Annotated in this window: 6 protein-coding genes; 5 read left to right on the forward strand and 1 reads right to left on the reverse strand. The window is 70.4% G+C overall.

Annotation, left to right across the window (positions count from 1 at the left end):
* Nucleotides 1–76: 76 nt before the first annotated feature.
* The 4 genes from lysS to Q7T15_RS08495 all read left to right on the forward strand — a co-directional run bounded on the left by lysS (nt 77) and on the right by Q7T15_RS08495 (nt 2,959).
* Entirely contained in the window at nt 77–1,591 is a 1,515-nt protein-coding gene (gene lysS, locus Q7T15_RS08480) for a lysine--tRNA ligase (protein WP_304695243.1), read from the forward strand.
* Between the two features lie 26 nt (nt 1,592–1,617).
* Nucleotides 1,618–1,770 (forward strand): hypothetical protein, encoded by a 153-nt coding sequence (locus tag Q7T15_RS08485; RefSeq protein WP_304695245.1) that lies wholly within the window; start codon nt 1,618–1,620, stop codon nt 1,768–1,770.
* Between the two features lie 289 nt (nt 1,771–2,059).
* The gene (locus tag Q7T15_RS08490) at nt 2,060–2,638 is read left to right on the forward strand and encodes a hypothetical protein (RefSeq protein WP_304695247.1); all 579 of its coding nucleotides are present in this window, start codon (nt 2,060–2,062) and stop codon (nt 2,636–2,638) included.
* Between the two features lie 138 nt (nt 2,639–2,776).
* On the forward strand, nt 2,777–2,959 hold the full coding sequence (locus Q7T15_RS08495; protein ID WP_304695249.1) for a hypothetical protein: 183 nt from the start codon (nt 2,777–2,779) through the stop codon (nt 2,957–2,959).
* A gap of 36 nt (nt 2,960–2,995) precedes the next feature.
* On the opposite strand, the gene Q7T15_RS08500 is transcribed toward Q7T15_RS08495, so the two are convergent.
* Entirely contained in the window at nt 2,996–3,970 is a 975-nt protein-coding gene (locus Q7T15_RS08500) for a pirin family protein (protein ID WP_304695251.1), read from the reverse strand.
* Nucleotides 3,971–4,122: 152 nt separating this feature from the next.
* On the opposite strand from Q7T15_RS08500, the gene Q7T15_RS08505 reads away from it, so the two are divergent.
* Nucleotides 4,123–5,117: Clp protease N-terminal domain-containing protein (locus Q7T15_RS08505; RefSeq protein WP_304695253.1), on the forward strand; the 995-nt coding region annotated here is incomplete at its 3' end.

Consider the following 5,117-nt stretch of genomic DNA (forward strand, 5'->3'; position numbering starts at 1 on the left):
CCGCGCCCGCGCCCGCGCTCCCGGCCGAGGCCCCGCGCACCCGCCGGTAGGCTGAACTGCTGAACCGAGGAGCTTCATGACCGACACCACGCCCGCGCCCGCGCCCGAGGCCGCCGAGCCGACCGTCGCCGAGATCGCCGAGCAGAAGCAGGTCCGCCTCGACAAGCGCGAGCGGATGCTCGCCGCCGGCATCGACGCCTACCCGGTCGGCCTGCCGATCACCGACACGATCCCGGCCGTTCGCGAGCGTCACCCCGACCTCGAGCCCGATACGGCGACGGGCGAGCGCGTCGCCCTGGCCGGTCGCGTCGTGTTCTCGCGCATCACGGGCAAGCTCTGCTTCGCCACTCTCCAGTCGGGCGACGGCGCCCGCATCCAGGTCATGGTGAGTCTCGCCGAGGTGGGCGACGACGAGCTCGCCCGCTGGAAGGAGTTCGTCGATCTCGGCGACCACGTCTTCGTCGAGGGCGAGGTCATCACGAGCCGCCGCGGCGAGCTCAGCATCATGGTGAGCAGCTGGGCGATCGCGGCGAAGGCGATCCTGCCACTGCCGAACCTGCACAACGAGCTCAACGAGGAGACGCGCGTTCGCCAGCGCTACCTCGACCTGATCGTGCGCGAGCAGGCTCGGAAGACCGTCCGCGCCCGGGCTCTCGCCGTCGCCAGCCTGCGTCAGACCTTCGCCGATCACGGCTACCTCGAGGTCGAGACGCCGATGCTGCAGACGATGCACGGCGGAGCATCCGCCCGCCCCTTCACGACGCATTCGAACGCCTTCGACACCGAGCTGTTCCTGCGCATCGCGCCCGAGCTGTTCCTGAAGCGCGCCGTCGTCGGCGGCATCGAGCGCGTGTTCGAGATCAACCGCAACTTCCGCAACGAGGGCGCCGACTCCACGCACAGCCCCGAGTTCGCGATGCTCGAGGCGTACCAGGCGTACGGCGACTACCACCAGATGGCCGACCTGACGCAGGAGATGATCCAGAACGCGGCGGTCGCGATCTCGGGCTCGCACGTCGTCACCTGGGCCGACGGCACCGAGTACGACCTCGGCGGCGACTGGGATCGCCTCAGCATGTACGACTCGCTCAGCGCGGCGGCGGGCGTCGAGATCACGCCCGAGACGCCGATGGCCGAGCTGAAGAGGCTCGCCGACGCCGTCGAGATCGAGATCGATCACCCGCTTCCGGGCAAGTTCGTCGAAGAGCTGTGGGAGCACTTCGTGAAGGGCGACCTCGTGCGCCCGACCTTCGTCATGGACTTCCCAGTCGACACGAGCCCGCTCGTGCGCGAGCACCGCAGCCTGCCGGGCCGCGTCGAGAAGTGGGATCTCTACGTGCGCGGCTTCGAGCTCGCGACCGCGTACTCCGAGCTCGTCGATCCGGTCATCCAGCGCGAGCGCTTCGTCGCGCAGGCGACCCTCGCGGCGGGCGGCGACCCCGAAGCCATGCGCCTCGACGAGGCCTTCCTGACCGCGCTCGAGCACGGCATGCCCCCGAGCGGCGGCATGGGCATGGGCATCGATCGCCTGCTCATGGCGCTGACGGGTCTCGGCATTCGCGAGACGATCCTCTTCCCCCTCGTCAAGTAGACGCCGCCGAGCAGACGGAGACGACCATGGCCGACAAGAACGAGCTGCCCCTGCCCGGCGATGCCGAGAAGAAGAAGCGCGAGATCTCGCCGACGCGCCTCGCGATCTGGCTCATCGCGGGCGGCTTCGGTGCGTATCTGCTGATCTCGGGCCTCGTCGGCATCCTCGCCAAGGGCTGAGCCACGGGCTGAGCCCACGGGCTGAACCACAGGCGGAATCACCCCGGTCACACGAGCAACAGAAGCAACACGGTCCACTCCCGCCACAACATCTAGCGGTGGCCGCGAGCACGTGGCCCCCTATCTGGGGCGAGCACGCAACCCGACCGCTCCGTACGCTGAGGGTGTTCGCAGAACCGCGACCGGCCACCCACCGGACACCCGCGCGGCTCTGAAGCACCACACCCGATACGACGCTGACTGCCCGCCCTACGAGCGGTCGGCATCGCCTGACCCGAAGGCGAACCCCGTGCTGCACACCCATGCCCTCCGGCTCGGCCTCGTCACGGCCGCGCTCTCGTCGAGCCTCGTGCTCGTCGCCTCGCCCGGCATCGCTGCCGACGCGCTGCGCATCACGACGCCCGTCTCCGGAACCGTCGTCTCCGGAGAGCTCTACATCGCCGGCACGATCGCGGGCGACGGCGAGCACGAGCTCACCCTCGAGCTCGCGCCCCAGCAGCTCGGCGAGTGCGGAACGGCGGTCGCCTCGACCACGACGACCGTCTCGGCGGGCCGGGGCTTCAGCGCTCTCGTCGACACCCTCACCGTCGCCGATGGAACCTACTGCCTCGTCGCTGTCGCCGATCGCGGCCGGCTCTCGGATGTCCAGGCCGACATCCGCATCGACAACGCGATCCTGCGCGGCTACATCCAGCTCCCCACCGAGTCCCTCCCCGAACCGACCGACGGAGCCTCGGCCATCGAGGCCGCGGTGCCCGCCGAGTCCGGCCCGATCATCGCCATCGCGGCCTTCGCCCTCGCCGGCCTCCTCGCCGTCGCCGTCGCCGTCTACGGCATCGTCTCCGGTCGGAGGACGATGCGCCCCTAGCTCGAATGACGGGAGCCCGATCGCTCTACCCCCCGATACGCGATCAGGCTCCGCCGGCCGGGTCGTCGTCCGATCCCTCCAAGCGGATGACGACCCGGCGGCACCCTCCTCCGAGCGAGCGCGACGTATCCTGGTCTCGTGGACGACTTCTGGACGAACGCGGTGTTCTCGGTGACGCCGACGATCGTCGTCGGCCTCATCTTCTGGTTCGCGATGCGGGCGATCATCCGCGCCGACCGCGCCGAGCGTCAGGCCTTCAGCGACATCGAGGCCGACGAGCGCGCGCGCTTCGACAAGCTCCACGCCGACCCGCACGAGTAGCACGCGGAGAGCATCCGCGTCTGGCGGCGCGTGCGGCTACTCGCGAGGCTTGAGGCGGATGCCCGGCAGCACCGGTGCCGGAAGCGCCGACCCCGGCCACCCCTCGACTCGGCCGAAAGTCTCGGCGGGCGCCGTGCCCTCGATCACCTCGGCCTGCCATGCGGATCGGAAGCCGACGATCTCGTCGTGGTCGCGACCGATGAAGTTCCACCACATGACGATGGGCTCGCCCAGCGGCTCGCCCCCGATGAGGAGCGCCCGCAGGGGACCCTCGCCCGCGGAGACCCGCAGCGTCGACCGGCCCGTGGGCGTGAAGGCGAGGTGCGCGGTCGGGATCGCGACGTCGTCGATCGTGGCGATTCCGGCATCCACCAGCAGACCGTGCTCGAAGCGCGGGTCGACGGCGAGCTCGACCGAGGCGCCGGCGGGCAGGTCGACCTGCGCCGCGACGAGTGGGCTGAAGACGCGAGCGGCGGCGTCGCCGACCCCGGGCAGCGAGCCGATGAAGACGCGCACGGTCGCGGCGCCGAACGTGATCGGCTGCGGCTCGGTGTGCTCGAATAACGGGGCGGTGCGGCGGTCGGCGTCGGGGAGCGCGACCCACAGCTGCGCGCCGTGCAGCCGCGTGGTCGTCGGGGTCGAGACCTCGCTGTGCTGGATCCCCGTGCCGGCGGTCATGAGGTTGAGCTCGCCGGGGCGCACGAGCTGGTGGGCTCCCGTGGAGTCGCGGTGCTCGATCTCGCCCTCGAACAGCCAGCTCACCGTCTGCAGCCCCGTGTGCGGATGCGGCGGCACGACCATGCCGCCCGTCTCGGCGACGTCGTCGGGCCCGTAGTGGTCGACGAAGCACCAGGCGCCGATGAGGCTTCGCGCGCGCTGCGGCAGGGTTCGGCGCACGGTCATCGCGCGGGGCCCGCCGAGCGGCACCTCGCGCGGTTCGAGCACCTGGATGCTCGGCGCCGGCTGCTCGTCGCACACGACTTCGGCCGGGTCGGGCTCGAGGTTGCTCATGCCGTCACCCTACGTCGCACCCGGGTCGTTGCGGGGGCCACCCGGAAACCCGCACGCCTACGGCGAACAGGGGCAGTTTTCCCCGGCACCCCTGGTTACCCTCGATAGCAACCGGGGCCCCGTCAGCGCCCTGGCGCCTGAGGAGGTATCCGATGTTCGAACGCTTCACCGACCGTGCCCGTCGCGTGGTGGTCCTGGCCCAGGAAGAGGCCAAGATGCTCAACCACAACTACATCGGCACCGAGCACATCCTCCTCGGCCTCATCCACGAGGGCGAAGGAGTCGCCGCGAAGGCGCTCGAGTCGCTCAGCATCTCGCTCGACGCCGTGCGCGAGCAGGTCCAGGACATCATCGGCCAGGGCCAGCAGCAGCCGACCGGGCACATCCCCTTCACGCCGCGCGCGAAGAAGGTCCTCGAGCTGAGCCTGCGCGAGGCGCTGCAGCTCGGCCACAACTACATCGGCACCGAGCACATCCTCCTCGGCCTCATCCGCGAGGGCGAGGGCGTCGCCGCCCAGGTGCTCGTGAAGCTCGGCGCCGACCTCAACCGCGTGCGCCAGCAGGTCATCCAGCTGCTCTCGGGCTACCAGGGCAAGGAGGCCGTCGCCGTCGGCGGCGACACCCCGAGCGCCGACAAGGGCTCGCAGGTGCTCGACCAGTTCGGTCGCAACCTCCCGCAGGCCGCGCGCGACGGCAAGCTCGACCCCGTCATCGGCCGCGAGAAGGAGGCCGAGCGGGTCATGCAGATCCTCTCGCGCCGCTCGAAGAACAACCCCGTCCTGATCGGCGAGCCCGGCGTCGGCAAGACCGCCGTCGTCGAGGGCCTCGCCCAGGCGATCGTCAAGGGCGAGGTGCCCGAAACCCTCAAGGACAAGCAGCTCTACTCGCTCGACCTCGGCTCGCTCATCGCCGGCTCCCGCTACCGCGGCGACTTCGAGGAGCGCCTGAAGAAGGTCACGAAGGAGATCCGCACGCGCGGCGACATCATCGTCTTCATCGACGAGATCCACACCCTCGTCGGTGCGGGTGCCGCCGAGGGCGCGATCGATGCGGCGAGCATCCTCAAGCCGCTCCTGGCGCGCGGTGAGCTGCAGACGATCGGTGCGACCACGCTCGACGAGTACCGCAAGCACTTCGAGAAGGATGC

This window comes from Microcella sp. (assembly GCF_030645145.1).
GTDB lineage: Bacteria > Actinomycetota > Actinomycetes > Actinomycetales > Microbacteriaceae > Microcella.

Coding starts and splice junctions, on each gene's coding strand:
- lysS (WP_304695243.1), top strand. CDS start 77: ATGACCGACACCACGCCCGCGCCCGCGCCCGAGGCCGCCGAGCCGACC.
- Q7T15_RS08485 (WP_304695245.1), top strand. CDS start 1,618: ATGGCCGACAAGAACGAGCTGCCCCTGCCCGGCGATGCCGAGAAGAAG.
- Q7T15_RS08500 (WP_304695251.1), bottom strand. CDS start 3,970: ATGAGCAACCTCGAGCCCGACCCGGCCGAAGTCGTGTGCGACGAGCAG.